The following is a 574-nucleotide window of genomic DNA, read 5'->3' as shown; positions in this document are numbered from 1 at the left end:
AGGGACTTGTGGAGCGCCCGTTGCGTTGAGAGGCGCACGGCGGGTGCGGGAAGCGGTCCGGAGAAACGGACCGGCCGAAAGGTCGGGACCGCGCTCCGGGCCGACTTCACGCCATGGAGCTGGACGATCCCGGCTTCCACCACAGTGTGCTGGCCGACTTCCGCGACCGTCTCGCCCAGGGCGACCGGGCCGACCGCCTCCTGGACCTCGCACTGGCCCGTCTCAAGGAGGCCGGGCTGGTGCGGGAGCGCACCACGCAACGCACCGATTCCACCCATGTCCTGGCCGCGGTGCGTGACCTGACCCGGTTGGAGCTGGTCACCGAGGCGGTACGTGCCGCGCTGGAGGAGGTAGCCGGCACCGCCGGGCACCTCCTGGACGCCCTGGTCGACGAGGAGTGGGGACGCCGCTACTGTCAATCCCCCGGTTTCGTAGAGTCCTTCGTTATGCGGCCCGGGCCTCTTGCCGGCTTCGGGTGCGTGCTTCGGTGATGATCTGTTCGAACTCTTCGGGTGGCAGGCCGCCGGCTGCACTGTGCCTTCGTCGCGGGTTGTAGAACCCGGTGATCCACGTG

1 protein-coding gene is annotated in these 574 nt (G+C 69.2%); it reads left to right on the top strand.

What is annotated here, in order from left to right; translation table 11 throughout:
• Positions 1 to 113 precede the first annotated feature (113 nt).
• The gene (locus QMK28_RS34090; RefSeq protein WP_326443574.1) at positions 114 to 491 is read left to right on the top strand and encodes a hypothetical protein; all 378 of its coding nucleotides are present in this window, start codon (positions 114 to 116) and stop codon (positions 489 to 491) included.
• Positions 492 to 574 lie beyond the last annotated feature (83 nt).

This window comes from Streptomyces sp. H27-D2 (assembly GCF_035828615.1).
Lineage (GTDB): Bacteria > Actinomycetota > Actinomycetes > Streptomycetales > Streptomycetaceae > Streptomyces.
The sequence above is the reverse complement of the archived record's forward strand: the minus strand, read 5'-3'. Positions and strand labels throughout refer to the sequence as shown.

What these genes read in the sequence shown, in the direction of transcription:
- QMK28_RS34090 (WP_326443574.1), top strand. Translation starts at nt 114, where the DNA reads ATGGAGCTGGACGATCCCGGCTTCCACCACAGTGTGCTGGCCGACTTC.